General features: G+C 63.0%; 24 protein-coding genes and 1 riboswitch. Of the genes, 16 read left to right on the plus strand and 8 right to left on the minus strand.

Annotated features, from left to right (window positions below):
- Positions 1-69: 69 nt before the first annotated feature.
- Positions 70-1008, minus strand: coding sequence for a LysR family transcriptional regulator (locus tag AC3D25_RS16340; protein ID WP_488889397.1), 939 nt, complete (start codon positions 1006-1008; stop codon positions 70-72).
- A gap of 229 nt (positions 1009-1237) precedes the next feature.
- Between AC3D25_RS16340 and AC3D25_RS16345 the strand changes: the two genes are divergently transcribed.
- The 11 genes from AC3D25_RS16345 to AC3D25_RS16395 all read left to right on the plus strand — a co-directional run bounded on the left by AC3D25_RS16345 (position 1238) and on the right by AC3D25_RS16395 (position 13891).
- The gene (locus AC3D25_RS16345; RefSeq protein ID WP_488889720.1) at positions 1238-1600 is read left to right on the plus strand and encodes a CidA/LrgA family protein; all 363 of its coding nucleotides are present in this window, start codon (positions 1238-1240) and stop codon (positions 1598-1600) included.
- A 21-nt stretch (positions 1601-1621) separates the two neighbouring features.
- Positions 1622-2344, plus strand: a complete 723-nt coding sequence (locus tag AC3D25_RS16350; RefSeq protein ID WP_488889398.1) for an LrgB family protein — start codon at positions 1622-1624, stop codon at positions 2342-2344.
- Positions 2345-3591: 1247 nt separating this feature from the next.
- A riboswitch (S-adenosyl-L-homocysteine riboswitch) is annotated at positions 3592-3714 on the plus strand.
- 32 nt (positions 3715-3746) lie between these two features.
- Positions 3747-5168 (plus strand): adenosylhomocysteinase, encoded by a 1422-nt coding sequence (gene ahcY / locus AC3D25_RS16355; protein ID WP_488889399.1) that lies wholly within the window; start codon positions 3747-3749, stop codon positions 5166-5168.
- A gap of 103 nt (positions 5169-5271) precedes the next feature.
- Positions 5272-5625 (plus strand): phage holin family protein, encoded by a 354-nt coding sequence (locus tag AC3D25_RS16360; RefSeq protein ID WP_488889400.1) that lies wholly within the window; start codon positions 5272-5274, stop codon positions 5623-5625.
- Positions 5626-5652: 27 nt separating this feature from the next.
- Positions 5653-6492 carry a methylenetetrahydrofolate reductase [NAD(P)H] gene (metF, locus tag AC3D25_RS16365; protein WP_488889401.1) on the plus strand — a complete coding sequence of 280 codons (840 nt, stop codon included), beginning with the start codon at positions 5653-5655 and terminating at the stop codon, positions 6490-6492.
- 543 nt (positions 6493-7035) lie between these two features.
- The gene (locus AC3D25_RS16370; RefSeq protein ID WP_488889402.1) at positions 7036-8664 is read left to right on the plus strand and encodes an ABC transporter substrate-binding protein; all 1629 of its coding nucleotides are present in this window, start codon (positions 7036-7038) and stop codon (positions 8662-8664) included.
- Between the two features lie 113 nt (positions 8665-8777).
- Positions 8778-9788, plus strand: coding sequence for an ABC transporter permease subunit (locus tag AC3D25_RS16375; protein ID WP_488889403.1), 1011 nt, complete (start codon positions 8778-8780; stop codon positions 9786-9788).
- 85 nt (positions 9789-9873) lie between these two features.
- The gene (locus tag AC3D25_RS16380) at positions 9874-10791 is read left to right on the plus strand and encodes an ABC transporter permease subunit (protein WP_488889404.1); all 918 of its coding nucleotides are present in this window, start codon (positions 9874-9876) and stop codon (positions 10789-10791) included.
- A gap of 1 nt (position 10792) precedes the next feature.
- Complete coding sequence (locus AC3D25_RS16385; RefSeq protein ID WP_488889405.1) at positions 10793-11800, plus strand: ABC transporter ATP-binding protein; 1008 nt, start codon at positions 10793-10795, stop codon at positions 11798-11800.
- Complete coding sequence (locus AC3D25_RS16390; protein WP_488889406.1) at positions 11797-12801, plus strand: peptide ABC transporter ATP-binding protein; 1005 nt, start codon at positions 11797-11799, stop codon at positions 12799-12801. Before AC3D25_RS16385 ends, AC3D25_RS16390 begins: the two co-directional genes overlap by 4 nt.
- Positions 12698-13891, plus strand: coding sequence for a TraB/GumN family protein (locus AC3D25_RS16395; protein WP_488889407.1), 1194 nt, complete (start codon positions 12698-12700; stop codon positions 13889-13891). The genes AC3D25_RS16390 and AC3D25_RS16395 overlap by 104 nt, the downstream gene beginning before the upstream one ends.
- A 27-nt stretch (positions 13892-13918) precedes the next feature.
- On the opposite strand, the gene AC3D25_RS16400 is transcribed toward AC3D25_RS16395, so the two are convergent.
- From AC3D25_RS16400 to pxpB, 5 genes are all read right to left on the minus strand, one after another.
- Entirely contained in the window at positions 13919-14875 is a 957-nt protein-coding gene (locus AC3D25_RS16400) for a DUF979 domain-containing protein (RefSeq protein ID WP_488889408.1), read from the minus strand.
- Positions 14872-15591 carry a DUF969 domain-containing protein gene (locus AC3D25_RS16405; RefSeq protein WP_488889409.1) on the minus strand — a complete coding sequence of 240 codons (720 nt, stop codon included), beginning with the start codon at positions 15589-15591 and terminating at the stop codon, positions 14872-14874. The genes AC3D25_RS16400 and AC3D25_RS16405 overlap by 4 nt, the downstream gene beginning before the upstream one ends.
- Positions 15592-15705: 114 nt before the next feature.
- The gene (gene pxpA / locus AC3D25_RS16410) at positions 15706-16452 is read right to left on the minus strand and encodes a 5-oxoprolinase subunit PxpA (RefSeq protein WP_488889721.1); all 747 of its coding nucleotides are present in this window, start codon (positions 16450-16452) and stop codon (positions 15706-15708) included.
- A 33-nt stretch (positions 16453-16485) separates the two neighbouring features.
- A complete protein-coding gene (locus AC3D25_RS16415) occupies positions 16486-17517 on the minus strand; it encodes a 5-oxoprolinase subunit C family protein (RefSeq protein ID WP_488889410.1) in 1032 nt (343 codons plus the stop codon).
- On the minus strand, positions 17514-18173 hold the full coding sequence (gene pxpB, locus AC3D25_RS16420; protein WP_488889411.1) for a 5-oxoprolinase subunit PxpB: 660 nt from the start codon (positions 18171-18173) through the stop codon (positions 17514-17516). Before pxpB ends, AC3D25_RS16415 begins: the two co-directional genes overlap by 4 nt.
- Positions 18174-18335: 162 nt before the next feature.
- On the opposite strand from pxpB, the gene AC3D25_RS16425 reads away from it, so the two are divergent.
- Positions 18336-18848 (plus strand): winged helix DNA-binding protein, encoded by a 513-nt coding sequence (locus tag AC3D25_RS16425; protein WP_488889412.1) that lies wholly within the window; start codon positions 18336-18338, stop codon positions 18846-18848.
- A 1172-nt stretch (positions 18849-20020) separates the two neighbouring features.
- Here the strand turns inward: AC3D25_RS16425 and AC3D25_RS16430 are convergent.
- Positions 20021-20614: a 5-formyltetrahydrofolate cyclo-ligase gene (locus tag AC3D25_RS16430; RefSeq protein ID WP_488889413.1), complete on the minus strand. Its 594-nt coding sequence runs from the start codon at positions 20612-20614 to the stop codon at positions 20021-20023.
- A gap of 20 nt (positions 20615-20634) precedes the next feature.
- Between AC3D25_RS16430 and AC3D25_RS16435 the strand changes: the two genes are divergently transcribed.
- From AC3D25_RS16435 to AC3D25_RS16450, 4 genes are all read left to right on the plus strand, one after another.
- Complete coding sequence (locus AC3D25_RS16435) at positions 20635-22602, plus strand: lytic transglycosylase domain-containing protein (protein ID WP_488889414.1); 1968 nt, start codon at positions 20635-20637, stop codon at positions 22600-22602.
- 96 nt (positions 22603-22698) lie between these two features.
- Positions 22699-23652 carry a complex I NDUFA9 subunit family protein gene (locus AC3D25_RS16440; RefSeq protein ID WP_488889415.1) on the plus strand — a complete coding sequence of 318 codons (954 nt, stop codon included), beginning with the start codon at positions 22699-22701 and terminating at the stop codon, positions 23650-23652.
- 30 nt (positions 23653-23682) lie between these two features.
- Entirely contained in the window at positions 23683-24300 is a 618-nt protein-coding gene (locus tag AC3D25_RS16445) for a glutathione S-transferase family protein (protein WP_488889416.1), read from the plus strand.
- Positions 24297-25544: a multifunctional CCA addition/repair protein gene (locus tag AC3D25_RS16450; protein WP_488889417.1), complete on the plus strand. Its 1248-nt coding sequence runs from the start codon at positions 24297-24299 to the stop codon at positions 25542-25544. The genes AC3D25_RS16445 and AC3D25_RS16450 overlap by 4 nt, the downstream gene beginning before the upstream one ends.
- Here AC3D25_RS16450 and AC3D25_RS16455 read toward each other — a convergent pair.
- Positions 25541-25735 carry a DUF2905 domain-containing protein gene (locus AC3D25_RS16455; RefSeq protein WP_488889418.1) on the minus strand — a complete coding sequence of 65 codons (195 nt, stop codon included), beginning with the start codon at positions 25733-25735 and terminating at the stop codon, positions 25541-25543. The two genes, AC3D25_RS16450 and AC3D25_RS16455, sit on opposite strands and share 4 nt — an antisense overlap.
- Positions 25736-26440: the final 705 nt, after the last annotated feature.

Consider the following 26440-nt stretch of genomic DNA (forward strand, 5'->3'; position numbering starts at 1 on the left):
GTTCCCGGATTGAGAAACGCCGCCCGGTATCCAGCCGGGCGGCGTTTTTTATGCTTCAACCAGAAGCGCCTAGCGTCTTCGGGCCGAGGAATCGCCCGGTGGATTCTGCAGAAAATCCTGTCCGAGATTGGCGGGCAGCGTTTCGCGCGCCACCGCGAGCCACGCGCGCGCCGCGTGGCTCAGATAACCGTTGCGCCGCCAGCCGACCGCCATGTCCCAGTGAATTTCGGGCGCCACGACCGGACGGCAGGTGAACGCTTCGGTATCGAGGCGCCGGCAATACGGCGCGGGCAACAGCGCAATCCCGACACCCGCTTCGACCAGCGCGGCCATGAAATCCCAGTGGCCGCTGCGCCCGACGATGGTCGGCGCGAAACCGGCCTCGCGGCACGCGTTGAGCACGACGTCGCTGAGCGCGAGGCTTTCGCCGTAGAAAACGAACGGTTCGAGGGCGAGATCCGCGAGTGCGATTTCGGCTTCCTGGTCCCAGCGCGAGCCGCGTTGCGCCACGAGCCACAGCAATTGGCGGCTGACCGGGAGCACGTCGAACATCGCGAGATCGATGGGTTGCAGCACGCCGCCCAGTTCCATTTCGCCGTCGAGCAGCGCCGCCTCGATCGCCTTCGAGCCGCGCTCGAACAGTTTCAGTTCGACCTTCGGATAGCGCGTGCGGAACGCGGCGATGGCGGGCGTGAAGAGCGAGCCGCCCATCGGCGGAATGCCGATTGTCAGCGTGCCGCGCCCGAACGTGCCGAGATCGTTAAGTTCGGCTTCGAGCCGCGCGTGGGCCGCGAGAACGTCGAGGCCACGCTGATAGACGATCCGCCCCGCGTCCGTGAGCACCATCTGGCGGCTTTCGCGCAGCAGCAACGGCGAGCCGATTTCATCTTCGAGCGACTTCACCATTTTGCTGATGGTCGGCTGCGTGACGAACATCTGCTCGGCGGCGACGGTGAAACTCTTTTGCTTCACGACTTCGACGAAATATCGCAGCGCGCGCAGTTCCATCGCGACTCTCCGGTGAATTCCAATTTGGAATGAAACAGATAATTTTAAGTCATTTTTATTATGTTTCGGGCGTCTCTATACTGGGCTACAGGTTAACCCTAATCGATCACCCGAGAACGCCATGACGACCTCTGCAACCGCCATCCGCCTTGCCTCGACGCCTTTTCGCGGCTCGCGCGCCGCGCTCGGCCGCTTCGTGCTGATTGCGTCGCAGAGCGCGGTCCTCGCGATGATCTGGTTCGCCGCCGATTTCGCTGCGCGTCGCTTGCATTTGCCGGTTCCGGGCAGCGTGGTCGGCTTGCTGGCTTTGCTGGCGCTGCTCTTTTGCGGCGGTATCGCGCCGCGTTTCGTGAAGGCGGGCGCGGACTGGCTGCTGACCGACATGCTCCTTTTCTTCATTCCGGCGGCGGTTGCTGCGGTGCAGTATGGCGGCCTTTTCCGGGAAGACGGCTGGCGTTTGGCGCTGGTGGTGATCGGCGGGACGTTGATGGTGATGGTCGCGGTCGCGTTTGCGGTCGAACAGGCCGCGAAACTAGAACGCCGACTCGAACTGCGTCGCGTGATGACAGCGCGTCACGCCGCGCGCGCCTGAGTTTTGATCGACGAGCGCGCCATGACGCATTTCTACGATTCCCTTTTCGCCGACGACGCCGCGCGGTTGATCGCCGCCGGTTGTTTCGTGCTGACGGTCGCGCTTTATTTCGCGTCCAAGCGGCTGTACGCGCGCTTCAAGAGTCCGTGGCTGACGCCGCTGGTCGCCGTGCCGGCGTTGCTTGCGTTGATCGTGGTGGTCGCGCGCATTCCGTACTCCGTGTACTTCGCCGACACGCGCTGGCTGATGTGGCTGCTCGGGCCCGCCACGGTGGCGTTCGCCGTGCCGATCTATGAGTATCGGCATTTGTTGAAACGGCACTGGATTTCGCTTTCGGTGGGCGTGACGGTCGGGATTTTGGTGGCGGTGGGTGGATCGCTGGCGCTTGCCAAATTGCTGCATTTGTCGCCGGAATTGCAGCGGAGTCTGGCGACGCGATCGGTTTCGACGCCTTTTGCGCTGGCGGTTTCCGACCGGATTCATGCGCCGCGCGATTTGACCGCACTGTTCGTCATCGCGACGGGCGTTTGCGGCATGTTGTTCGGCGAGATCGTGCTGGCGCTCGTGCCTTTGCGGACGCGGCTTGCGCGTGGTGCGTTGTTTGGCGCCGCAGCGCATGGGGTGGGGACTGCGAAGGCGCGCGAGCTTGGCAGCGAAGAAGGCGTGGTCGCCAGTTTGACGATGATGATCGCCGGAGTGGTCATGGTTTTGCTCGCGCCGGCGTTGGTGTTTTTACCGTTCTAGGTTTTTTTGCTGCGCTGGGTGGGGTTGGGTTCGCCGTCGGATCTTGATGCGGCTTCTGGGAAGTCGCCCCGGGTTTTGATTTGCTCGCGCTTGTGCTTTTGTTTGCGTGCGGTTTCTGGGAACTTGCTTTCGTGTCGGTCTATTAGATCGCCGCTATGCGCGCCGGCAATCATTTTCTTTGGCTAGCTGCGAAGAAAGTAACCGAAGAAAGCAGCTTATCCGCCTGAGTGTCCACCACACATAACCACACGGAAAGGCGCGCAAGCTGATTCGGTCGTCGCGCATTCGTTCGGATCGGCACAGCTCCTGTCAGCTCCATCCTCGCTGCGCTTGGACGCCGGGCGTAGGCCGCCTCGCAACGCGCTTCTGGGAACTTGATTTCGTGTCGGTCTATTAGCTCGCCGCTATGCGCGGCGGCAGTCACTTTCTTTGCTGCTGCAAAGAAAGTAACCAAAGAAAGCAGCTTATCCGTCTAAGTGTCCACCTCGCATAACCACACGGATAGGCGCGCAAGCTGATTCGGTTGTCGCGCATTCGTTCGGATTGGCACAGCCCCTGTCAGCTCCATCCTCGCTACGCTCGGACGACGGGCATATCTGAAAACCGTCGGGCGGGCGGGCTGGCTGGCTGGTTGGTTTGGTTTGGTTTGGTTTGGTTTGGTTTGGTTTGGTTTGGTTTGGTTTGGTTTGGTTTGGTTTGGTTTTTCCGGTTGTGCCTTACCGGCAGGCACTTCGTGCCTGCGGGGATGGATGACTGGTTCCACTCTGTTTTGTGGTGCGATGGCCGAATCAGCTTGCGCACCACTCCGGGTTACGGTTCGTGGTGGACACTTAGACGGACTAGCTGCTTTCTTTGGTTACTTTCTTTGCAGCAGCAAAGAAAGTGACTGCTGCCGCGCACAGCGGCGTGCTAATAGACCTACACGAATGCAAGTTCACAGAGAGCGCAGGCAAACAAAAGCACGGATAAACAAAAGCACGGGCGCCAGCAAACCAAACCAGCGCAAGTATCGCGAGCGCACAGGCAAACAAAAGCAAAGAGCGCGAGCAAACCAAAACCAGTGCAAGTTCCCAAAAGACGCAAAAACCCCCAACAACCTGCAACAACCCCCAACAACCCCGACCACCCCCACCCCCGCGGGCCCCAAACGCCCGCCCACCCCCGCGGGCCCCAAACGCCCCCCCCCCCCCCCGCGGGCCCCAAACGCCCGCCCACCCCCTTCGGGCAATTTGCTACAATCAACCCTCGCTTCCGAGGAGCGTTGCGACGGCCAGACTCATGGCCGCCAGGCTCGGTAGCATTCAATCCGGACGGTTCGAAAGCGCGATAAGCGCTCACTGACCCGCCGCATCGAACGGCGCTCACGTCACATTTCTAGTCTTTATTTAGAAAGGAGGGCGTGATGAACGCCGCAGTTCTCGATTCCAAGAATTCCAAGGAATTCGTTGTCGCCGATATGTCGCTTGCTGCCTGGGGCCGCAAGGAACTCGATATCGCCGAAACCGAAATGCCCGGCCTCGTCCAGACGCGCGAAGAGTACAAGACGCAACAGCCGCTCAAAGGCGCGCGCGTCGCCGGCTCGCTGCACATGACCATCCAGACCGGCGTGCTGATCGAAACGCTGACGGCCCTCGGCGCGGACGTGCGCTGGGCGTCGTGCAACATTTTCTCGACGCAGGATCACGCCGCCGCCGCCATCGCCGCGGGCGGCACGCCGGTGTTCGCGTTCAAGGGCGAATCGCTCGACGAATACTGGGAATTCTCGCACCGCATCTTCGAATGGCCGAACGGCGAATTCGCCAACATGATCCTCGACGACGGCGGCGACGCCACGTTGCTGCTGATCCTCGGCGCGAAGGCTGAAAAAGACCGCTCGGTCATTTCGAAGCCGACCAACGAAGAAGAAATCGCGCTGTACAAGTCGATCGCGTCGCATCTCGACGCCGATCCGACCTGGTATTCCACGCGCCTGCAACACATCCAGGGCGTGACGGAAGAAACCACGACGGGCGTGCATCGTCTGTATCAGATGGAAAAGGAAGGGCGCCTGCCGTTCCCGGCCATCAACGTGAACGATTCGGTCACGAAGTCGAAGTTCGACAATCTGTACGGCTGCCGCGAGTCGCTGGTCGACGGCATCAAGCGCGCAACCGACGTGATGATCGCGGGCAAGATCGCGGTGGTCGCGGGTTACGGCGACGTAGGCAAAGGCTGCGCGCAATCGCTGCGCGGTCTGGGCGCGACCGTGTGGGTCACGGAAATCGATCCGATCTGCGCGCTGCAGGCCGCGATGGAAGGCTACCGCGTCGTGACGATGGAATACGCCGCCGACAAGGCCGACATCTTCGTGACGGCAACCGGCAACTACCATGTGATCGGCCACGATCACATGAAAGCGATGCGCAACAACGCGATCGTCTGCAACATCGGCCATTTCGACTCGGAAATCGACGTTGCATCGACGCGCCAGTACACGTGGGACAACATCAAGCCGCAAGTCGATCACATCATTTTCCCCGACGGCAAGCGCATCATTTTGCTGGCTGAAGGCCGTCTGGTGAACCTCGGCTGCGCGACGGGCCATCCGTCGTTCGTGATGTCGAACTCGTTCACGAACCAGACGCTCGCGCAGATCGAACTGTTCACGCAGGGCGAAAAGTACGAGAACAAGGTGTACGTGTTGCCGAAGCAGCTCGATGAAAAGGTCGCGCGCCTGCATCTGGGCCGGATCGGTGCGGATTTGACGGTGTTGTCCGACGATCAGGCCGGCTACATCGGCGTCGACAAGAACGGTCCGTTCAAGCCGAACCACTACCGTTATTAAGCGCGACGGTATGACGCTTATGCGGTAAACACGCGGGCGCGGACGGCAACGTCCCGCCCGTGTTCGCAGGCAACACGCTTTCCCTCAATCCGGAGAACCCTCGATGTCCGTGCTGCTGACCTGGCTGATCAACGCGCTCGCGCTTCTGATCATCACCTACCTCGTGCCGTCGATCCACATCCGCAGCTTCGGCACGGCGCTCATCGTCGCGATCGTGCTCGGGCTCATCAATACCGTGCTGCGCCCGGTGCTGATCCTGCTCACGCTGCCGGTGACGATCGTGACACTCGGGCTCTTTATCCTCGTTGTGAATGCGCTGTGCTTCTGGCTCTGCGCGTCGCTCCTGAAAGGCTTCGAGGTGTCGGGTTTCTGGTCGGCGTTTTTTGGCTCGATTCTGTACAGCATCGTGTCGTGGCTGCTGTCGGCGCTGATCTTCGGCCAGCGCAATTTTGGGTAGCGCAGCGCGCCGCCCGCTCAAATCATCATGAAACCCATCGAACTTTCATTCGAATTCTTCCCGCCGAAAACGCAGGAAGGCGTCGAAAAACTGCGCGCGACGCGCGCTCAACTCGCGCGGCTCAAGCCGAAGTTCGTCTCCGTGACGTTCGGCGCGGGCGGCTCGACGCAGCAAGGCACGCTCGATACCGTCGTCGAAATGGCGCAGGAAGGGCTGGAAGCCGCGCCACATCTGTCTTGCGTCGGGTCGTCGAAGGAAAGCCTGCGCGATATTCTCGGCCAGTACCGCGAGCACGGCATTCGCCATATCGTCGCGTTGCGCGGCGACTTACCGTCGGGCATGGGCGAAGTCGGCGAGCTGCGTTACGCGTCCGAGCTGGTGGAATTCATCCGCGCGGAACACGGCGACTGGTTCAATATCGAGGTCGCGGCGTATCCCGAATATCATCCGCAAGCACGTTCGCCGCGCGCCGATATGGAAAATTTCGTGCGCAAAGTGAAGGCGGGTGCGAATTCCGCGATCACGCAATACTTTTACAACGCGGACGCTTATTTCCGCTTCGTCGATGATGCGCAGAAGCAAGGCGTGGAGATTCCCATCGTGCCGGGCATCATGCCGATCACGAACTTCTCGCAATTGATGCGCTTCTCGGATATGTGCGGCGCGGAAGTGCCGAAATGGATCGCGCGGCGTCTGGAGAGTTTCGGCGACGACCGCGAAGCGATCCGCGCGTTCGGTCTCGACGTCGTGACGCAACTGTGTCAGCGGTTGATCCGCGAAGGCGCGCCGGGCATTCATTTCTACACGCTAAACAGCGCCGTTTCGACGCGCACGATCTGCGAACGGCTCGGGCTGCAAGCGGCCTGATCGCGCCGCATCGCGCTCATGTTTCACCCGCGCGGCGTTCGCCGCGCGGTTCTTCCGCCCATTCACCGCCGCCTTGCTCACGCCGCGATCCGCATTCGCGAACTGTGCGCGCGTCGAAAAAATGCCGTATTCAATATTTCGCCATCCGACCTATCATCCTTGAACAGGGTCGATAACAAAAACGCATTCGATTCGATCGATAGCCACGGTTTTGCGGCAAAGCGCAAGTTCGCGCGTTCAATTTGTTCATGCTACGGTAGCGCCCGAATTCGCCGTTGAGCCTGTCTTTTCGCCATGACATGCGCGTTTCGGGCAGCTTTCACCGCCCGTAAGAAAAACGCGGCGGCGCGCGATGCGCGCCGCTCAGACCGCGACCTGACAAGCTCGCGCCGATCACAGCGACTTTCACGTGTCGCGATCAAGCGCTGCGTCCGGACACGCGATACGGCCGGCTTCACGCCGGATCCGCCGCCTTGTTCGGGCTGGCAAAGCTCAGTAATATCGCGCTACGCCGGCTTCGGCCGGTATCGAACTGGAGGAAACATGAATAAAAATGGCCTGTTGCGAGCTGCCCGTCGGTCGATGACCGTCGCCATGTTCGCGGCGACGCTCGGTGCGGCAACGGTCGCGCACGCGGCGATCCCCAATAAAACGCTCGTCTACTGCTCGGAAGGCAGCCCGGCTGGCTTCGACCCCGCGCAGTACACCACCGGCACCGATTTCACGGCGAACACGTTCACCGTCTATAACCGCCTGGTCGAGTTCGAGCGCGGCGGCACGAAGGTCGAACCCGGTCTCGCGGAAAAGTGGGATGTCTCGGCCGACGGCCTGACGTACACGTTCCATCTGCGTCACGGCGTGAAATTCCAGACGACGTCGTTCTTCAAGCCGACTCGCGAATTCAACGCGGACGACGTGCTGTTCACGTTCAACCGCATGCTCGATCCGAACCAGCCGTTCCGCAAGGCGTATCCGGTGTCGTTCCCGTACTTCACGGACATGGGCCTCGACAAGCTCATCGCGAAGATCGAGAAGGTCGATGCGTACACGGTCAAGTTCACGCTGAAGGAAGTCAACGCGCCGTTCATCCAGAACGTGGCAATGGAATACGCGTCGATCCTGTCGGCTGAATACACGGACAAGCTGTTGAAGGACGGCAAGGCCGCCGACATCAACCAGTTCCCGGTCGGCACGGGCCCGTTCATTTTCCGCAGCTACACGAAAGACGCGACCATCCGCTTCGACGGCAATCCTGACTACTGGAAGCCGAACGAAGTGAAGATCTCGAAGCTGATCTTCTCGATCACGCCTGACGCCGCCGTCCGCGTGCAGAAGCTGAAGAGCAACGAGTGCCAGGTGATGAGCTATCCGCGTCCGGGCGATATCGCGCCGCTGAAGGCTGCATCGGGTATCGACACGCCGTCGCAGGCCGGTTTCAACGAGGGCTACGTCGCGTACAACGTGACGAAGAAGAACCTGGACAACGTGCAGGTTCGTCAGGCGCTCGACATGGCGATCAACAAGAAGGCGATCATCGACTCGGTGTATCAGGGCGCGGGTCAAGCCGCCGTCGCACCGATGCCGCCGACCCAATGGTCCTACGACAAGAACCTGAAAGGCCAGACCTACGATACCGCCAAGGCCAAGGCGTTGCTCGCGAAGGCGGGTTTCCCGAACGGCTTCGAAATCACGCTGTGGGCGATGCCGGTTCAGCGCGCCTACAACCCGAACGCGCGTCTGATGGCGGAAATGATCCAGGCCGACTGGGCCAAGATCGGCGTGAAGGCGAATATCGTTTCGTATGAATGGGGCGAGTACCTGAAACGCGCGCACGCGGGCGAGCACGACGCCATGCTGATCGGCTGGACGGGCGACAACGGCGATCCCGACAACTGGCTCGGCACGCTGCTCGGCTGCGACGCGGTGAAGGGCAGCAACTTTTCCAAGTGGTGCTACAAGCCGTTCGACGATCTGGTCAACAAGGGCCGCGTGACGAACGACGTCGGCCAGCGCACGAAGGCTTACACCGACGCGCAAGCGATTTTCGCGCAGCAACTGCCGTTCTCGCCGATCGCCCATTCGACCGTCTATCAGCCGGTCAGCAAGAAGGTGACCGGCATCAAGATCGAGCCGCTCGGCTTCGTGCGCTTCGACGGCGTCGGCATGCAGTAAGCTTGATAGCGGTACGTTTTTTGCACTAACTCACAACTAGTCGAAAAGGTCCGGCGACAAGGGTCACAAGCCCGCGTCGCCGGTCGCATTTTCCCTCCCCAAAAGAGACGACCATGTTCCGATTCGTTTTGCGACGCATAGGAATGGTGATCCCGACGTTTATCGGCATCACGATCCTGGCGTTCGCGCTGATCCACCTGATCCCGGGGGACCCCATCGAAGTGATGATGGGCGAACGCGGCGTGGATCCGGCGATGCACGCCGAAGCCATGAAGCGACTGGGCCTCGACCAGCCGCTTCCTCTCCAATATCTGACCTACGTCGGCCACGCGCTCAAGGGCGACCTCGGCACGTCGATCATCACGAATACCAGCGTGATGGGCGAGTTCATGGGGCGCTTCCCCGCCACACTCGAACTCTCGCTCTGCGCGATGATCTTCGCGCTCGTCGTCGGCTTGCCGGCGGGCGTGATCGCGGCGTTGAGGCGCGGCACCGTGGTCGATCACGGCGTCATGGGCACGGCGCTCACCGGTTATTCGATGCCGATCTTCTGGTGGGGTCTCATTCTCATCATGTTCTTCTCGGCCAAGCTCGGCTGGACGCCGGTGTCGGGCCGCATCGCGGTGGAATACGACATTCCGCACGTCACCGGCTTCATGCTGTGGGACTCGCTCTTCTCGACCGACGAAGGCGCGTTCAAGTCCGCCGTGAGCCACCTGATTCTGCCGACCATCGTGCTCGGCACGATCCCGCTCGCCGTCGTCGCGCGCATGACGCGTTCGTCGATGCTCGAAGTGCTGCGCGAGGACTACATCCGCACCGCGCGCGCGAAAGGGCTCTCGCCGTCGCGCGTCGTCGTGGTTCATGCGCTGCGCAACGCGCTGATTCCGGTGGTGACCGTGATCGGCCTGCAGGTCGGCACGCTGCTCGCGGGCGCGGTGCTGACCGAGACACTGTTCTCGTGGCCGGGCGTCGGCAAATGGTTGATCGACGCTATTTCACGACGCGATTATCCCGTCGTGCAGGGCGGTATTCTGATGATCGCCACGCTGGTGATTGTCGTGAATCTGGTCGTCGATTTGTTGTACGGCGTGTTGAATCCGCGCATTCGCCATACGAGGTAAACATGTACCCCCACGCTCACATTCGTTCGCTGCCCCCCGAGGGGGCGCATGCCGCCCTTGAGGCGGCTCAGCGGGAGGCATGACAATGGCCGACATACAAAATAACCTCCCCCAAGCCGTCACGCCGCCGCCGTCCGGACGCCTCGTCGCGGGCCGCGAGTTCTGGGCGAACTTCTCGCGCAATCGCGGCGCGGTCGCGGCTGGCGTGATCGTACTGGTGCTGGTCTTTATCGCGATCTTCGCGCCGCTGATCGCGCCGCATAGCCCGATCGAGCAGTATCGCGACTTCGTGAAAATTCCGCCCGCCTGGAACGAAGGCGGCAACTGGAAGTTCGTCTTCGGCACCGACGAAGCGGGCCGCGACATCCTCTCGCGCCTGATGTACGGCGCGCGGCTGTCGTTCTGGATCGGCTTCGTCTCCGTCGTGCTCGCGCTCATTCCGGGCGTCGTGCTCGGGCTGCTCGCCGCGTTCTTCCATTGGCTCGACACGCCGATCATGCGCGTCATGGACGTCCTGCTCGCGCTGCCTTCGCTGCTGCTGGCGGTGGCCGTGGTCGCGATCATCGGGCCGGGACTCGTCAATACGATGCTCGCCATTGCGATCGTCGCGCTGCCGGGTTACGTGCGGCTCACGCGCGCGTCCGCGCTCGGCGAGTTGCAGCGCGAGTATGTGACGGCGTCGCGCGTCGCGGGTGCGGGCACGGTGCGGCTGATGTTCTCGCAAGTGTTGCCGAACTGCGCGGCGCCGCTGATCGTGCAGGCGACGCTCGGCTTTTCGTCCGCCATTCTCGATGCCGCCGCGCTCGGCTTCCTCGGCCTCGGCGTCCAGCCGCCGGCGGCGGAGTGGGGCGCGATGCTGGCCTCGGCGCGCGATTACATCGAAAGCGCGTGGTGGATCGTCACCATGCCGGGCTTGTCCATTTTGATCTCGGTGCTCGTCATCAACCTGCTCGGCGACGGGCTGCGCGATGCACTCGATCCCAAACTCAAGCGGATGGCCTGACATGAGTGCTCAATCGAACGATCTGCTGACTATCCGCAATCTGGCGGTCAGCTTCAACGGGCTGCCCGCCGTGGACCGCATCGACTTGTCGGTTGCGCCCGGGGAAGTGGTCGGCGTGGTGGGCGAATCCGGCTCGGGCAAAAGCGTCACGATGATGGCGCTGATGGGACTGATCGACGCGCCGGGCATCGTCACCGCCGACGAAGTCACCTTCGACGGCAAGAACCTGCTCAAGGCGTCGGCACGCGAGCGCCGGAAGATCATCGGCAAGGACATCGCGATGGTGTTCCAGGACGCGCTCTCAAGCCTCAACCCGAGCTACACCGTCGGCTACCAGATCAAGGAAGTGCTGAAGCTGCACGAAGGTCTGCGCGGCGACGCGCTGAACCGGCGCGCACTCGAACTGCTCGATCAGGTCGGCATTCCGGACGCCGCGAACCGCATCAACGCGTTTCCGCACCAGATGTCGGGCGGCATGAACCAGCGCGTGATGATCGCGATGGCGGTCGCGTGCAATCCCAAACTGCTGATCGCCGACGAACCGACCACCGCGCTCGACGTGACCATCCAGGCGCAGATCATGGAGTTGCTGGTCGCGCTGCAACGCGATCGCGGCATGGCGCTTGTGCTGATTTCGCACGATCTCGCGGTAGTGTCGGAAGTCGCGCAACGCGTGGCCGTGATGTACGCGGGCGAAGTCATCGAAATGAATCATGTGCCGACGATTTTCAGCGAGCCGCATCATCCGTACACGGAAGCGCTGCTGGCCGCGATTCCCGAGCATAGCCGCGGCGCCGAGCGTCTCGCGGCGTTGCCGGGCATGGTGCCCGGACGCGACGACCGGCCGACGGGTTGCCTCTTCGCGCCGCGCTGCAAGTATGTCGTCGATGCTTGCCTGAAGGAACGTCCGGCGCTCTTTCAACTCGATCCGCGCGACCCGGCGGTGCGCGCGCGCTGCATCAAGCCGTTGAACATGGATGGTCTGGCAACACACGGAGGCGCGCGATGAACGCAGTCGCACAAACGGCGGGCAAGGACACGGTACTCGTCGCCGACAAGCTGACGAAGCACTACAGCGTGAAGCGCAGCATGTTCAGCCAGGGCACGGTGAAGGCGCTGAACGGCGTCTCGTTCGCGCTCGAACGCGGCAAGACGCTGGCGGTGGTCGGCGAATCCGGCTGCGGTAAATCGACGCTCGCGCGCCAGCTCACGATGATCGAAGCGCCCACGTCCGGGCGCTTGCTGATCGACGGAGAGGACGTGGCGAGCGCGAACCGCGCGAAGATCGCCGATTTGCGTCAGCGCGTGCAAATGGTTTTTCAGAATCCGTTCGCTTCGCTGAATCCGCGCAAGACCGTCGAGCAGACGCTCGGCGAACCGCTCGCGATCAACACGAAACTGTCGTCGCAGGAACGCGCCGAGCGCATCGCCCACATGATGCGCACGGTCGGCTTGCGGCCCGAGCACGCCACGCGCTATCCGCACATGTTTTCGGGCGGCCAGCGCCAGCGCGTCGCCATCGCCCGCGCGATGATTCTCGATCCGCAGATTCTCGTCGCCGATGAACCGGTCTCCGCGCTCGACGTGTCGATTCAGGCGCAGATCCTGAATCTGTTCATGGATTTGCAGCAGCAGTTCGGCACGAGCTACGTGTTCATCTCGCACAATCTTTCGGTGGTCGAGCATATCGCCGACGACGTGATGGTGATGTACTTCGGCGGCGTCGCCGAACTCGGCGACAAGAAGACGATCTACGCGAATCCGCGCCATCCGTACACGCGCTCGCTGATGTCGGCGACGCCCGCGCTGTTCGAGGAAGACCGGCGCATCAAGATCAAGCTCGAAGGCGAAATGCCGTCGCCGCTCAATCCGCCGTCGGGTTGCACGTTCCACCAGCGTTGCCCGTATGCAATCGAGCGATGCAGGACGGAAGAACCGCTGCTGCGTTTCGTCGATGGCCGGCACGTATCGTGTCATCGCGCCGAGGAGGTGGGGGACGCCGATGCCTGATTCGCCGGCGGCGCGAGACGTGTCGCGCCGCCTCGCAATCGGCGTGCTGGCGGCGGCGCTCGTGTTGTCGAGCTTGTTCGTGGCGATCGACGCGCGGGCGGTTCCGCCACCCGCCGTTCCACCACCCGCCGTGCAGTCGCCGTCGGGGCCCCAGTCGGCGCCGCCGCCGCGCGCATCGCTGCCCGGTCTCACGCCGCCGTCGCAGCGGCCAGACCGCTCGAATGGCACGACGGCGAGCGGCCCGGTGCGCAGCACGCCGCCGCGCATGCCGTTCTACGTGGCGACCAAAGGGCAGACCACGCTGTATCTGCTCGGCACGCTGCACGTCGGTTATCCGGACGACTATCCGGCCGACCAGCCTTTTCGCAAGCCCATCCTCGCCGCGCTCGACGCATCGCCCACGCTGGCGCTCGAAATTTCCCCCGACGACATGCTCGTGTCGCAAGACGACGTGACGCGTTACGGCATGTGCCGCAGCGCATGTCTGATCGACTATTTGCCGGACGCGATGTGGAAGCAGGTCGAGGCGCGGATGCAGGCGCACGCGGGCGCGGTCGATCAGATCAGCCATACGCGGCCGTGGCTCGCGTCGATGCTGGTGGAAACCTACGACACCGTGGACGCCGGTCTGCAATCGGACTATGGCTCGGAAGCGCAGCTTCAGAACGTGTATCTGCGGGCGCGCGGGAAGATCGTGGGGCTGGAGACGCTCGCCGAGCAGATGTCCACGTTCACGCGGCTTTCGTCGGCGCAGCAGCGCGAAATGCTCGCGCAGGATCTGGTGCAGACGCCCGCCGAAAATGTCGCGGACGTCAAGGAATTGCACCGGCTGTGGAGGATCGGCGATGCCGACGCGCTCAAGGCCTGGGACGACGCCAAGACCGAGAAGCTCGCGCGCTCGAAGAGCGTCGCGGCGACGGTCGATGCGCGCGTGGTATACGAGCGCAACCGGCGTTTCGTCGCGCGCATGCTGCAGATCGCGGGGCCGAACAAGCCGGTGTTCGTCGCCATTGGCGCGCTGCATCTGGGCGGGCGGCGCGGCGTGCTGGAGTTGTTGCGCCAGCGCGGATTCAACGTGGAACCGGCATGAATGGAACGTTAGCGCGGCGTTCGCGCGCTATAAAAACATCATCCAGTTCAGCAAGAAGATATTCACCACCAGCATCGTGAGTGCGGTGGGCACCTGCACCTTGATGACCGCGTTCTTGTCCGGCAACTCCAGCAGCGCGGCCGGGACCATGTTGAAGTTCGCGGCCATCGGCGTCATCAGCGTGCCGCAATAGCCGCAGAACATGCCGATCGCGACCATCGTCGCCGGATTGCCGTGGAACACGCCGACCAGAATCGGCACGCCCACGCCGCCCGTCATTACCGGGAACGCGGCGAAGCCGTTGCCCATCACCATCGTGAAAAGCGCCATGCCGACGCAATACACGGCCACCGCGACCAGCCGGTAATCGAGATTCACGTAAGCCGTCGTGACGTGCGCGACCGCCTTGCCGACGCCCGCGTCCGAGAAGACGAGGCCGAGCATGCCGAGCATCTGCGGCAGCACGGCGGCCCACGACAGCGCATCCACGAGACGGCGCGTTTCCTTCATCGACTGGCCGACCGTGTCGCGCGTCATCACGCACGCCACCGCCAGCGCAACCACGCAGCCGATCCCGAAGCCCATCAGCGTGACGTTCTTCGGATCGAGCAGCGGCACGCCGCCGAAGACCAGATGGTTCGCCGAAAGCGTCAGGATCACGGTGACGACCGGAATCGTGAGCGCGGGGACGAACAGCGTGTTGCCGAGACGCACGGCGCTCTGGCGGCGGGTTTCGTCGGAGAGCATTTTGGGCTTGGCCGCCGTCACGCCGCCGAGCCCGGCAATCAGCGCCATCGCCACGACCAGCACGCCGACCACCGTTACCGGCAGGTGATCGCCGATCAAGAAAATCAGCGCGTAGACGAGCCAGAACGTGCCGGCCGTCAGGCGGCGCGGGTGCGATTTGTCGGTGAGGATCATGCCCGCGACCACCACGAGCACGATGCCGAGCAGATAGAACAGATAGTCGATGGAGAGCGTCATGCCTTTTCTCCGGCGGCGTTGCGGGTCAGCGCGCCGAGTTCGCGCGCGAGCTTCCGGTCCAGAAGCCACAGCCGGAAGCCATGCACGATGAACGCGCAGATCGCCGTCGGGATGCCCCACACGGCCACGTGCAGCGGCTCGACGACAATCCCCGCTTCCTTCAGGAACGTGACCATCAAAACGATCGCGCCGAACGCGACGAAAATGTCCTCGCCGAAGAAGAGGCCCACGTTGTCGGTCGCCGCCGAATACGCGCGGAGCGTGTAGCGCGTGGCGTCCGAGAGCTTGCCGTAACGCGCTTCGGTCGCGCCTTCGGCCATCGGCGCGAGCAGCGGACGCACCATTTGCGGATGGCCGCCGAGTCCGGTCAGCCCGACTGCGGCGGTGAGTTCGCGGATCAGCAGATACACGATCAAAAGCCGTCCGGCGGTCGCCGCCTTGATGCTCGAAATCCAGATCTGCGCGCGTTCGCGCAATCCGTGGCGCTCCAGCAAGCCGATCACGGCAAGCGGCAGCAGGATGATGAGCGGAATATTGCGCGTCTTGAGAAAGCCCGTGCCGATCGCCGCGAGAATGCGTTCGAGCGGAAAATGCGCGGCCAGACCGGTGGCGATGGCGGCGGCGGCCACGATCAGCATCGGATTGAAACGCAGGATAAAGCCCGCGATGATGACGGCCACGCCGATCAGCGGCCAGAGGTTGATGGCGGTTGTCATGCAGTCTCCCGTTGTGTCGTGGCGCGCCGGATTCGAACGCCGGGTTTCATCGTCGCTTGTGAAAACGCCCCGCAAAACTCTGCGAGGCGTCGTGTGATTTTTTCCGGAAACGGATCAGCCGGCGTGGGCCGCGCGGACTTCGACGCCCGCCGCTTCCAGCGCGCCGCGAATCCGCCGCGCGAAGGCTAAGGCGTGTTCGCCGTCGCCGTGCAGGCAGACGGTTTGCGCGTTCAGCGGCACCCATTCGCCGCTCACCGCCTGCACGCGCTGTTCGCGCACCATCGCGAGCGTGCGGGCGAGCACCTGTTCCTCGTCGTCGAGGAGCGCGCCCGGATCTTTGCGCGGCACGAGCGAGCCATCGGCGCGATAACCGCGATCCGCGAACACTTCCTCGATCGCGACGATGCCCGACTGGCGCGCCGAATCCACGAGACCGCTGTTCGCCAGACCGAAGATGAGCAGCGAAGGATCGAAGTCATGCACCGCCGACACGATCGCGTCGGCGATTTTCGGATCGCGCGCCGCCTGGTTGTAAAGCGCGCCGTGCGGTTTCACATGCGCGATCCGTCCGCCCTCGGCCTGCGCGATCGCCGACAACGCGCCAAGTTGATACAGCACGCCCGCGTAGATGTCGGCGGCGGGCAGGTCCATTTCCTTGCGGCCGAAATTCTCGGGATCGTTGAAACTCGGATGCGCGCCGATCGCCACGCCTTTTTCCACCGCCCAGCGCACGCATTCGCGCATGGCCGTCGCGCCGCCCGCGTGCCAGCCGCACGCGATGTTGGCCGAGCTTACGAGGTCGAGCAGCGCCTCGTCCGAGCCGCAGCCTTCGCCGAGATCGGCGTTCAGATCCACTTCCATCACTTTGACTTGGTTCATGTTCCTGGCTCCCGATTACCGCGCGCAACGCTCTTCGTGCATTGCGATGGCGGTTTCAACCTGTCTCACATACATGCGTTCTTCGGCGAGCGCGTGGCGCGCTTCCTCGACCGAAGTCTCGATAAAGCGCACGCCGCTGTTCAGCCGCGCCTGCGCCAGTTTCCATACGTCCGCGCGAATCGCCGCGCCGATCTTCGGATAGCCGCCTGTCGTCTGCGCGTCGCCCATCAGGATAATCGGCTGGCCGTTCGGCGGCACCTGAATCGTGCCGGGCAAGACCGCGTGCGACAGCAGATCGCCGGTGTCCGCCCGTTCCAGCGCCGTGCCGGCGAGCCGGAAACCCATCCGGTTGCTGTTCGGCGTGATGGTCCATTCCTCGTTCCAGAAATTGCGCTGCGCCTCCGGCGTGAAGCGCTCGTATTCCGGACCGCGCAACACGCGGATCGGGATCGACCATGCGATGCCCGGCGCGTGGCGTCCGCGCCGCACGGGTTCGTCGACGAGCACGAACTTGCACCACGCGGGCGCCTTCACGCCGAACGCCGGTTCGGCCGGTGAAAACGCAATCCCGCGATGCGGCAGCGGCACGCCGACCGGCAAACGGTCGCCGTCGCGCAACGCCCGCCCGCCAAGGCCGCCGAAACACGCGCCGAGATCCGTGCTGCGCGAGCCGAGCATCGGCAGCACGTCGATCCCGCCCGCCACGCACACGTAACCGCGCATGCCGCGCTTCGCCGCGCGCAGCGTGAGTTCCTGTCCCGCCTCGACCGGCAGACTCCACCACGAATAGACCGGTTTATCGTCGAGCGTCGCGCCGAAATCCGTGCCGGTAATGGCGACGCGCGTCGCGTGCTTGAAGCGCAGCACGGTCGGCCCGAACGTCACTTCGATCCCCGCCGCATCCGGCCGGTTGCCGACGATCCGGTTGCCGATTTCGAGCGACAGCGCATCCAGCGCGCCGCCCGAACTCACGCCGAGATGCCGGTAGCCCGGGCGTCCGAGGTCCTGCACCGACGTCAGCACGCCCGCGCGAATCACGTCGATCATACCGACACCTCCAGCGCCGTAAAGCGCACGCGGTCGCCGGGTTGCATCAGCGTGGGCGGGTTGCGTGTGGGGTCGAAGAGTGCGAGATCGGTGCGGCCGAGCAACTGCCAGCCGCCCGGCGACACCGCCGGATAAATCCCCGTCTGCTCCCCGCCGATTCCCACCGATCCCGCCGGCACTTCCAAGCGCGGCGAAGAATGGCGCGGCGTGTGGAGCGACGCATCGAGGCCGCCGAGATACGCGAAGCCGGGCTGAAATCCGAGGAAAAACACGATGTATTGCGCGCTGGTGTGGCGCTTCACGACTTCATCGACGGTGAGGCCCGTGTGTTTCGCGACCGCCGCGAGATCGGGGCCGTCCGGGCCGCCGTAACGCACGGGAATCTCGATTTCGGCCGCGACGTTCGCGCCCGTGTCCGGCTCGGCCGCGTCCCACGCGGTTTCGAGTTCGGCGGCGAGCACTTCGTAATCCGCCTGAAGCGGATCGAACACGATGGTCAGGTTGTTCATGCCGGGAACGACCTCGACCACGTGCGGCCAGAGCCGGACGTGGTCAGCCAGCGCCCAGACCCGGCGCTGGCAATCGAGCGTGGCGGGCGCGGGTGCCGAGCAGACCAGCGCGGTGTCGCCAAGCGGATGAATTGTCGGTTTCGTCATGCGTCTTCGCGGTAGATAAAAGCGTGCGGCACGACCGACCGAGCGCTTCGATGAATGTACGTTATCAATAAAATATCAACGAATTATCTACTATGATTCGTTCCTAGCGCCTCGAGGGCATATTTCGCGGCATCTGAACGAACCTACCGCGTGTTGATCGCCATGTCCCGTCACCCTGGCAAGATAGTGTCTTCCGAGCATCTCGTGTCCGAATCGAGCGCGGAGCTTTCCGAACTCGAATACGGGCTCATCATGGCGAGCAACGCGTTCAACCGCTGGATGGTGCGTTGCATGTCGGCGGCCGGCGCGAAGGACATGACGGCGGTGGAGGTGTCGCTGCTGCACCATGTGAATCATCGCGGCCGCCAGAAAAAGCTCGCGGACATTTGCTTCGTGCTCAATATCGAGGACACGCATGTCGCTAGTTATGCGTTGAAGAAGCTCGTTGCGCGTGGCTACGTTAAAAGTGAGCGAACTGGCAAAGAAGCTTTCTTTTCGGTGACCGATGCGGGGAGGGAACTGTGCGGGAAGTATCGCGAGGTTCGCGAGCGTTGTCTTATTAGTACGCTGCGCGAGAGTGGACTGACGAATCTGCAGATCGGGGAGGCGGCGCAGGTGATGCGCACGGCTTCTGGGTTGTATGACACTGCGGCTAGGGCTGCCGCTTCGCTTTAGGTTTTGGTTTTGCTTGCGCTCTTTAGTTTTGTTTGCCTGCGCTCTCTGTGAACTTGCATTCGTGTAGGTCTATTAGCACGCCGCTATGCGCGGCAGCAGTCACTTTCTTTGGCTAGCTGCAAAGAAGGTAACCAAAGAAAGCAGCACGAGATTCGGCGCCGTGGGGCGGCTTGGGGTGGGTGGGTTACACCGTCTGACGCTCGGGTGCTTCTTGGGAACCTGCTTTCGTGTAGGTTTATTAGCACGCCGCTATGCGCGGCAGCAGTCACTTTCTTTGGCTAGCTGCAAAGAAAGTAACCAAAGAAAGCAGCACGAGATTCGGCGCCGTGGGGCGGCTTGGGGTGGGTGGGTTACACCGTCTGATGCTCGGGTGCTTCTTGGGAACCTGCTTTCGTGTAGGTTTATTAGCACGCCGCTATGCGCGGCAGCAGTCACTTTCTTTGCTGCTGCAAAGAAAGTAACCAAAGAAAGCAGCTTATCCGCCTAAGTGTCCACCACACATAATTTCGCGGATAGGCCCGCAGGCTGATTCGGGTAGCGCGAAGTTTTTCCTTTTGGCACAGCGCCTGCCAGTTCCATCCTCGCTGCGCGCGGACGTTGGGCATAGCTAGCGCATGCAACGCGCTTTCTTGGGAACTTGCCTTCGTGTAGGTTTATTAGCACGCCGCTATGCGAGGCGGCAGTCACACTCTTTGGCTAGCGCAAAGAGTAACCAAAGAAAGCACCTAGTCCGTCTAAGTGTCCACCACGAACCGTAACCGGGAGTGGTGCGCAAGCTGATTGGGCCATCGCACCACTCAACAGAGTGGAGCCGCTCATCCATTCCGGCAGGCACGAAGTGCCTGCCGGAACGGATGACTGCAAATACCAAACCGACCGCCAACCAATGGTTTTTTGTTATGCCCGTCGTCCTCGCGCAGCGAGGATGGAACTGACAGGTGCTGTGCCAATACCGACGAATGCGAGTTAGCCGAATCAGCTTGCGCGCCTATCCGCGTGGTTATTCGAGGTCGACACTTAGGCGGACAAGCTGCTTTCTTTGGTTACTTTCTTTGCAGCAGCAAAGAAAGTGACTGCTGCCGCGCATAGCGGCGTGCTAATAGACCTACACGAAAGCAAGTTCCCAGAAAGCACAGGCAAACCAAACCACCGACCACGCCGAACAGGCAAAACTAGTAGGCCGCCGACTCAGTAACCACAACGTCCAACGGCAGATCGTGAACCTCGTGCGGCAGAGCGTCGCACCGTCCGGACTCGAACGCCACCCCGATGGTCGTCGGCCGCGCCGCTCCCGGCCAAGCAGCAAGCGTCCGATCGTAATACCCGCCGCCATACCCAAGCCGAAACCGCGCAGCATCGAAACCAACGCACGGCACGAGCAGCAAGTCCGGCACACACACTTCTTCTTCGCGCGGCACGGGAATGCCGTAACGCCCCGACTTCATCTCCGCGCCCTCGCGCCAGGCGTGAAAGACCATCGGCGCATGTGGCTCGACGACCACCGGCAACCCGGCGCGACGCGCGGGATCGAGCGCGAGCCAGACGGCCAGCGCCGCGCGCGCGTCGAACTCGCCCCCGACGGGCCAGTAAAAGCCGATACACATCGGCGAATGCGTCGCGACAGCGGCCATCAAACGCCGCGCGAGCGCGTCGTTTCGCGCCTCGAAATCGGGCGCTCCGCCTTGTGCTTCGCGGGTTGCGAGCAGGGTCGAACGCAGCGCGCTTTTGGATTCTCCAGAGGGGTGGCGTGCTATGCTCTGATTCAATTCGCGCTCCATAAATAACGATGTCAAAACGCCTTAATCGAGTATATCTCGCGGTCGGCGCGGCGCTTGCCGCCGCGACGCTCGTCGCTTGCAGCACGGCTTCCGCAGTGCGTCCCGACGCGGACTACACGCCTTCCGCCGAAGACCGTATTTTCCTGCAGCTTCGTGAAGCCGCGCGGTCGAACGATGCAGGCCGCGCCATCCAACTCGCCGCGCAAATTCCGAATTATCCGGCGCCTTCGTATCTCGAATACTTCACGATCAAGCCGCAACTCTTCGACTCGCAAGGTCACGCGCGCGTCGATGCGCCCGATGCGCCGGTGCTGTCGTTCCTGCAGCGCTACGACGGTCAGGCCATCGCCGATCGCATGCGCAACGACTACCTCGTCGTGCTCGGCGGCCGTCACGACTGGCGCAACTTCGAGCAGCAATACGCGCGCTTCGTGCTGAACGACGACACGCAAGTGAAGTGCTACGCGCTCGAAGCACGGGCGTCGCGTGGAGAAAACGTGGCGGACGCGGCGCGCACGCTGCTCGTCGATCCGAAATCCTACGGCGACGGTTGTGTCGATCTGATCGGCGCGCTCGCGCGTGCGCAACAGTTCACGAGCGACGACGTGTGGCAGCAAATCCGTCTTGCCTACGAGCAGAACTACACGAGCACAGGCGCGAAGATCGTCGATGCTTTGGGTCAGGAGCGCCCCGATCCCACGCTCTTCGACAACGCCACCACCACGCCGCCGCTCTATCTCGCGCGCGGCGTCATGCCGAACACGCCCGCGCATCAGTTGGCGCTGCTCGCCGTCACGCGCATGGCCCGCAACGACCCGGCAATGGCCGCCGCCACCTTCAGTTCGGTCGCGCCCGGTCTCACGGCAGCGGAGCGCGCGGTGGGCTGGGGCACGATCGGTTATCAGGCGGCGCTCAAGCGCATTCCGGGCGCGACGGACTGGTATCGGCTCTCGGTGAACGCGCCGTTGTCGAATCCCGCTTACGAATGGCGCACGCGCAGCGCGCTGCTCTCGGGCGACTGGAACATGGTGCGCTGGTCGGTCGAGCAGATGCCGCCCGCCTTGCGTAACCAGCCCGCGTGGATTTACTGGCACGCGCGCGCGCTGAAGCAAGCGGGCGACGCGGCCACGGCGGCGCAGGAATTCCAGGGTATCGCCGATCAATACAACTTCTACGGCCAGCTCGCCGCCGAGGAACTCGGCCAGAAGATCACCGTGCCGCAACGCACGACGGTATCGAGCGCCGAGATCGATCAGATGGAATCGGTGCCGGGCTTCGCGCTGTCGCAACGTTTCTATGCGCTCAACTTGCGGCTCGAAGGCAACCGCGAATGGAACTGGCCGCTGCGCACGATGAACGACCGTCAGTTGATCGCCGCCGCGCAGTACGCGAAACGCATCGAACTGTTCGACCGCACGGTCAATACCGCCGATAAAACCCGGACCGAGCACGATTTCACGCTGCGCTATCTGTCGCCGTTCCGCGAGATTGTCGAGCGTGACGCGAAGGACACCGGTCTCGACGTGGAATGGGCTTACGGCCTGATCCGCCAGGAGTCGCGATTTATCATCAACGCGCGTTCGGACGTGGGCGCGGGCGGGCTGATGCAGTTGATGCCGGGCACGGCGCAACTGGTCGCGAAAAAGATCGGCATGGGTTCGGTCACGCGCGCGCAAATGAACGACATCAACACGAACATTCTGCTCGGGACCAACTATTTGTCGATGATCTACAGCCAATTCGACAATTCCGCCGTGCTCGCGACCGCCGGCTACAACGCGGGACCCGGCCGGCCGCGCCAGTGGCGCCAGGGCTTGAACGCGCCGGTGGAAGGCGCGATTTTTGCTGAAACCATTCCGTTCACCGAGACCCGCGACTACGTGAAGAACGTGCTGTCGAACACCGTGTATTACGCGGCGCTGTTCGAAGGCCGCCCGCAGTCGCTCAAGGCGCGGCTCGGCTATATCGCGCCATAAGCGGTCGTAGCCCGGGCGGCGCGAGGGCCTCGGAACCGACGCGGCGACCACGGCCGTTCACGCGACGGCTCAGCCGCCGCCATTCCAGAGGCGAGCATGCGACATCAAACGGTAGCGTTGATCGGCGGTTCGGGGTTTATCGGCAGTCATCTCGTGAATGCGCTTGTCGAACGCGGCAAGCATGTTCGCATCGCGACCCGCCGACGCGCGAGCGCCGCGCACCTGAGCATGCTGCCCGTCGATATCATCGAAACGGACATTCACGATCCCGCGCAACTCGCCGCTTTCGTGGCGGAAGCCGATGCTGTGATTAATCTCGTCGGCGTGCTGCATTCCCGCGCCGGCGATCCCTACGGTCCCGATTTCGCGCGCAATCACGTGGAACTGCCGCGCAAGATCGTCGCGGCGTGCCAGTCGAAGGGCGTTCAGCGCCTGCTGCATATGAGCGCGATCGGCGCGGATCGCGACGGTCCGAGCATGTATCTGCGCTCGAAGGGCGAAGGCGAAAAGCTCGTGCGCGAATCGGCGCTCGATTACACGATCTTCCGGCCATCCGTCGTCTTCGGTCCCGAGGACAAACTGCTGAACCAGTTCGCGTTTCTCGCCCGCCTTTTCCCGATCATTCCGCTCGCCTCCGCCGACGCGCAATTCCAGCCGGTCTACGTCGCCGACGTGGCGACGGCGATGGTCAACGTGCTCGACCTCGACGCCGCCAACGGCCGCATCTACGAACTCGCGGGTCCGTCCGTCTACACGCTCGCGGAACTCGTGCGCTTCAGCGGCGCGGCGATCGGCAAGCATCCGCGCATCATCAAGCTGCCCGAGAGCCTCGGCCGCCTTCAGGCGATGACGCTCGAACTCGCGCCAGGCGAACCGATGATGTCGCGCGATAATCTGGATTCGGCCAAAACGCCGAGCATCGCGAGCGGGCCGCTTGCGCCGGAACTTGGTATCGAACCGGCGAGCATGGAGGCCATTGCGCCGATGTACCTGACCGGCTCGTCGCCGCGTTCGCGCTTCAACGCGTTTCGCGCGACAGCGGGCCGCTGAATTCCCTGAACCTCAATGTGCTGCGTGCTTATGAAACTCGTTATCGGTGACAAGAATGTCTCGTCGTGGTCGATGCGGCCCTGGATCGTGCTCCAGCACTTCGCCATTCCCTTCGAGGAAACGCTGATCCGGTTGGGCCGGCCGGAATCGAAAGCGAATATCGAGCGGTATTCGCCGTCGGGCAAGGTGCCGTGCCTTGTCACCGATAGCGGCGATGCCGTGTGGGAATCGCTCGCGATCATGGAGACGCTCGCCGAGCGCTTTCCGGAGCATGCGCTCTGGCCGCGCGATGCCGCCGCGCGGGCGCGCGCCCGCAGCGTCAGCGCGGAAATGCACGCGGGTTTCGGCGAGTTGCGCGAGAACATGCCGATGGAAATTCACACGAAAGCGCCGGGCCAGGGCGCGACGCCGGGCGCGCTGGCGAATATCGCGCGGATCGAGTCGATCTGGGGCGAATGCCTCGCCGCGTCGGGCGGTCCGTTTCTGTTCGGCGAATTCAGCATCGCGGACGCGATGTTCGCGCCGGTCGCAATGCGTTTCAACACCTACGCGCCGTTGCTCGGCACGACGGCGCGCGGTTACGTCGAACGCCTGAGCGCGCTGCCGGCGGTGCGCGCGTGGATCGACGGCGCGCTGAGCGAGCAATGAATATCTACGCGGTGGGCGGCGCGATTCGCGACGAATTGCTCGGCGTGCCGGTGCAGGATCGCGATTACGTGGTGGTCGGCGCGACGCCGGAGCAGATGGTCGCGAAGGGTTTTCGTCCGGTCGGCAAGGATTTCCCCGTGTTTCTGCATCCCGACACGCACGAGGAATACGCGCTCGCCCGCACCGAGCGCAAGACGGCGGCGGGCTATCACGGCTTCCAGTTTTTCTACGCGCCTGACGTGACGCTCGAAGAAGATTTGGCGCGCCGCGATCTGACAATTAACGCGATGGCGCGCGAAGTGCGGCCCGACGGCGAACTGACCGGCCCGGTGATCGACCCGTTCGACGGTCAGTCGGATCTGACGGCGCGGCTGTTCCGGCACGTGGGTGATGCGTTTGTCGAAGATCCGGTGCGGATTCTGCGCATCGCACGTTTCGCGGCGCGCTTCGCCGATTTCACCGTCGCCGATGAAACGCGCGCGCTGATGCGGCGCATGGTCGAAGCGGGCGAAGTGGACGCGCTCGTGCCCGAGCGTGTGTGGCAGGAAGTGTCGCGCGGGCTGATGGAAAGGACGCCGTCGCGGATGTTCGAGGTTTTGCGCGACTGCGGCGCGCTGCCGCGCATCTTGCCGGAGGTGGACGCGTTATGGGGCGTGCCGCAACGCGCCGATTACCATCCCGAAGTCGATACCGGCGTACACGTCATGATGGTGGTGGACTACGCCGCGTCGCAGGGTTTCGCGCTGCCGGTGCGCTTTGCCGCGCTGACCCACGATCTCGGCAAGGCCACGACGCCCGACGATATTTTGCCGCGTCACATCGGCCATGAAGGGCGCAGTGTCGATCTATTGCGGCCATTGTGCGAAAGGCTGCGCGTGCCGAACGACTGCCGCGATCTCGCGCTTTTGGTCGCGCGCGAGCATGGCAACATTCATCGCGTGATGGACATGGGCGCGGCGGCGCTGGTGCGCCTGTTCGAGCGATGCGACGCGCTGCGCAAGCCCGCGCGGTTCGCGGAGGCCTTGCAGGCGTGTCTCGCCGATGCTCGTGGGCGGCTCGGTTTGTCGCAGCAGCCGTATCCGCAGGCCGAGCGTTTGCGCGATGCGTTGGTCGCGGCGCGCGCGGTGGATGCGGGGGCGGTGGCGCAGCAACACGCGAGCGCACCCGCGAGGATCAAGGATGCCGTGCATGACGCGCGGGTCGCGGCGGTGCAGGCGGCGCTCGGCGGCGAATTGAAGGGCTAGAGCGCGCGGGCGATCAGCGAAAGCACGATCGAGAGCAGGATCGTGGACATGAACGGGAACGGATATTCGCGCCCGAAAATGCGCAGGGTGAAATCGCCGGGTAGCCGGCCGATGCCGAGTTTGCGCAGCCACGGCCAGCAGGCCGAGAGAATCGACAGGGCGATGAAGGTGGTCAGTAGCCAGCGGATCATAAGGTGCCTTTTTGGGGGTGCTGGCGCTCGGGAATTGTTGTTCTGTGCTTCTATGGAACTTGCCCGGTTCTCGGGTTGCTGGCGCTCGTTGCTTTTGTTGTTCAGTGCTTCTATGGAATTTGCTTTCGTGTAGGTTTATTAGCACGCCCCTGTGCGGGGCAGCAGTCACTTTCTTTGCTGCTGCAAAGAAAGTAACCAAATAAAGCAGCTTATCCGCCTAAGTGTCCACCCCGAATAACCGCGCGGATAGGCGCGCAGGCTGACTCGCATAACTCGCATTCACTCATATTGGCACAGCACCTGTCAGTTCCATCCTCGCTAACTCGGGTTGCTGGCGCTTTTGTTTTGGTTGTTCTGTGCTTCTTGGGAACTTGCTTTCGTGTAGGTTTATTAGCACGCCCCTGTGCGGGGCAGCAGTCACTTTCTTTGCTGCTGCAAAGAAAGTAACCAAAGAAAGCAGCTTATCCGCCTAAGTGTCCACCCCGAATAACAACAGGGATAGGCGCGCAGGCTGACTCGCATAACTCGCATTCACTCATGTTGGCACAGCACCTGTCAGTTCCATCCTCGCTACACTCGGACGACGGGCGGATCTAACAACCAGCGGTCGGTTTGGGTTGGGTTGGGTTGGGTTGGTCTGGTTCGGTTCGTTCGGTTCAGTTCGGTTCGGTTCGGTTTGGTTTTGCGGTTATGCCGTTCCGGCAG

The organism is Caballeronia sp. SL1002, assembly GCF_057814995.1.

Excerpts from the sequence above, each read along its gene's own strand:
- AC3D25_RS16340 (WP_488889397.1), bottom strand. The coding sequence starts at position 1,008 with ATGGAACTGCGCGCGCTGCGATATTTCGTCGAAGTCGTGAAGCAAAAG.
- AC3D25_RS16345 (WP_488889720.1), top strand. The coding sequence starts at position 1,238 with ATGATCTGGTTCGCCGCCGATTTCGCTGCGCGTCGCTTGCATTTGCCG.
- AC3D25_RS16350 (WP_488889398.1), top strand. The coding sequence starts at position 1,622 with ATGACGCATTTCTACGATTCCCTTTTCGCCGACGACGCCGCGCGGTTG.
- ahcY (WP_488889399.1), top strand. The coding sequence starts at position 3,747 with ATGAACGCCGCAGTTCTCGATTCCAAGAATTCCAAGGAATTCGTTGTC.
- AC3D25_RS16360 (WP_488889400.1), top strand. The coding sequence starts at position 5,272 with ATGTCCGTGCTGCTGACCTGGCTGATCAACGCGCTCGCGCTTCTGATC.
- metF (WP_488889401.1), top strand. The coding sequence starts at position 5,653 with ATGAAACCCATCGAACTTTCATTCGAATTCTTCCCGCCGAAAACGCAG.
- AC3D25_RS16370 (WP_488889402.1), top strand. The coding sequence starts at position 7,036 with ATGAATAAAAATGGCCTGTTGCGAGCTGCCCGTCGGTCGATGACCGTC.
- AC3D25_RS16375 (WP_488889403.1), top strand. The coding sequence starts at position 8,778 with ATGTTCCGATTCGTTTTGCGACGCATAGGAATGGTGATCCCGACGTTT.
- AC3D25_RS16380 (WP_488889404.1), top strand. The coding sequence starts at position 9,874 with ATGGCCGACATACAAAATAACCTCCCCCAAGCCGTCACGCCGCCGCCG.
- AC3D25_RS16385 (WP_488889405.1), top strand. The coding sequence starts at position 10,793 with ATGAGTGCTCAATCGAACGATCTGCTGACTATCCGCAATCTGGCGGTC.
- AC3D25_RS16390 (WP_488889406.1), top strand. The coding sequence starts at position 11,797 with ATGAACGCAGTCGCACAAACGGCGGGCAAGGACACGGTACTCGTCGCC.
- AC3D25_RS16395 (WP_488889407.1), top strand. The coding sequence starts at position 12,698 with ATGCAATCGAGCGATGCAGGACGGAAGAACCGCTGCTGCGTTTCGTCG.
- AC3D25_RS16400 (WP_488889408.1), bottom strand. The coding sequence starts at position 14,875 with ATGACGCTCTCCATCGACTATCTGTTCTATCTGCTCGGCATCGTGCTC.
- AC3D25_RS16405 (WP_488889409.1), bottom strand. The coding sequence starts at position 15,591 with ATGACAACCGCCATCAACCTCTGGCCGCTGATCGGCGTGGCCGTCATC.
- pxpA (WP_488889721.1), bottom strand. The coding sequence starts at position 16,452 with ATGGAAGTGGATCTGAACGCCGATCTCGGCGAAGGCTGCGGCTCGGAC.
- AC3D25_RS16415 (WP_488889410.1), bottom strand. The coding sequence starts at position 17,517 with ATGATCGACGTGATTCGCGCGGGCGTGCTGACGTCGGTGCAGGACCTC.
- pxpB (WP_488889411.1), bottom strand. The coding sequence starts at position 18,173 with ATGACGAAACCGACAATTCATCCGCTTGGCGACACCGCGCTGGTCTGC.
- AC3D25_RS16425 (WP_488889412.1), top strand. The coding sequence starts at position 18,336 with ATGTCCCGTCACCCTGGCAAGATAGTGTCTTCCGAGCATCTCGTGTCC.
- AC3D25_RS16435 (WP_488889414.1), top strand. The coding sequence starts at position 20,635 with ATGTCAAAACGCCTTAATCGAGTATATCTCGCGGTCGGCGCGGCGCTT.
- AC3D25_RS16440 (WP_488889415.1), top strand. The coding sequence starts at position 22,699 with ATGCGACATCAAACGGTAGCGTTGATCGGCGGTTCGGGGTTTATCGGC.
- AC3D25_RS16445 (WP_488889416.1), top strand. The coding sequence starts at position 23,683 with ATGAAACTCGTTATCGGTGACAAGAATGTCTCGTCGTGGTCGATGCGG.
- AC3D25_RS16450 (WP_488889417.1), top strand. The coding sequence starts at position 24,297 with ATGAATATCTACGCGGTGGGCGGCGCGATTCGCGACGAATTGCTCGGC.
- AC3D25_RS16455 (WP_488889418.1), bottom strand. The coding sequence starts at position 25,735 with ATGATCCGCTGGCTACTGACCACCTTCATCGCCCTGTCGATTCTCTCG.